Source organism: Rhodanobacter sp. Soil_C_14, from assembly GCF_057657335.1.
Map to the genome: position 1 here is coordinate 1 of NZ_JBDGIQ010000014.1, position 1,321 is coordinate 1,321.

At 60.6% G+C, this 1,321-nt stretch carries 1 protein-coding gene and 1 other annotated feature; the gene reads right to left on the reverse strand.

Annotated elements, in window-relative coordinates:
* Window positions 1–39: 39 nt before the first annotated feature.
* A protein-coding gene (locus AC3A56_RS17555) for an IS3 family transposase (protein ID WP_487771214.1) occupies window positions 40–1,271 on the reverse strand; the annotation gives its coding sequence in 2 pieces (ribosomal slippage) (window positions 40–983 and window positions 983–1,271; 1,233 coding nt in all).
* Window positions 877–993: a sequence feature (AL1L pseudoknot), on the reverse strand. It overlaps the preceding gene by 117 nt.
* Window positions 1,272–1,321: the final 50 nt, after the last annotated feature.

The window sequence follows — 1,321 nt, forward strand, 5'->3', positions numbered from 1 at the left end:
TGAATCGCCCCGGGTTTCGTGGAGGCTGTTTGGTTTAAGTCAGGCCTCCACTGCGGTGGCCTGACTGGCGAGTTGCCGGTAGTAGTTTGCCTCGGCCTCGGCTGGCGGGATATAGCCGATGGGTCCGAGTAGTCGATGGTGGTTGAACCAAGCCACCCATTCCAGCGTCGCCAGCTCCACGGCCTCCTTGGTTTTCCATGGAGCTCGGCGATAGATCAGCTCGGCTTTGTAGAGGCCGTTGATGGTCTCGGCGAGCGCGTTATCGTAGCTGTCACCTTTGCTGCCTACGGACGGTTCGATGCCGGCCTCGGCCAAACGCTCGCTGTAGCGGATGGAAACGTATTGCGATCCGCGATCGCTATGGTGAATCAAGGATTGTTCGCGTTCCGGCTGACGTGCATAGAGCGCTTGTTCCAAGGCGTCCAGTACGAAGTCCGTACGCATCGAACTGCTCACGCGCCAGCCCACAATGCGCCGAGCAAATACGTCGATGACGAAGGCCACATAGAGCCAACCCTGCCAGGTCGAGACGTAGGTGAAATCGGAGACCCAGAGCTGGTTAGGCCGATCGGCCTTGAACTGCCGATTGACGCGATCCAATGGGCATGACGCCTTGCTGTCGCTGATCGTTGTGCGCACCACTTTGCCGCGTACGACACCGCGCAAACCCAATCGGCGCATCAGCCGCTCGACCGTGCAACGGGCCACCGTCATCCCTTCGCGACCCAGCTGCTTCCAGACCTTGTCGGCACCGTAGACTTGCAAATTGCTTTGCCACACACGCTCGATCTCGGGCATCACGATGGCGTCGCGCTTGGCGCGCGAACACCGTAGCTGCGGCTCACGTGCGAGTGCAGCGTGTCGACGATAGCCCGAAGGGGCAACCTGCAAAACTTTGCAGATCGGCTCGACCCCGAAGGTTGTTCGATGCTGGTCGATGAAGTCCCTCAGGACTTGAGTCGGCGGTCGAGCTCCGCCTGGGCAAAAAACGCGCTGGCCAGCTTCAGGATTTCGTTGGCGCGACGCAGCTCCTTGTTCTCGCGCTCAAGCTCTTTCACGCGCTGCGCCTCGGCCGTGGTCACGCCATCGCGAACACCGGTACCGACCTCGTGCCGCTGCACCCAGCCCAGCAAGGTCTGCGGCACACAGCCAATTTTCGGCGCCATCGACTCCACAGCAGCCCATAGCGATGGATATTCTCCGCGGTGCTCTTGCACCATGCGCACGGCGCGCTCGCGGACCTCAGGTGAGAACTTGTTTGGCTTGTTCATGGCTCCATCTTCTCAAGAGTTGGAGCCTCCTCAAAACCCGGGGCGGTTCA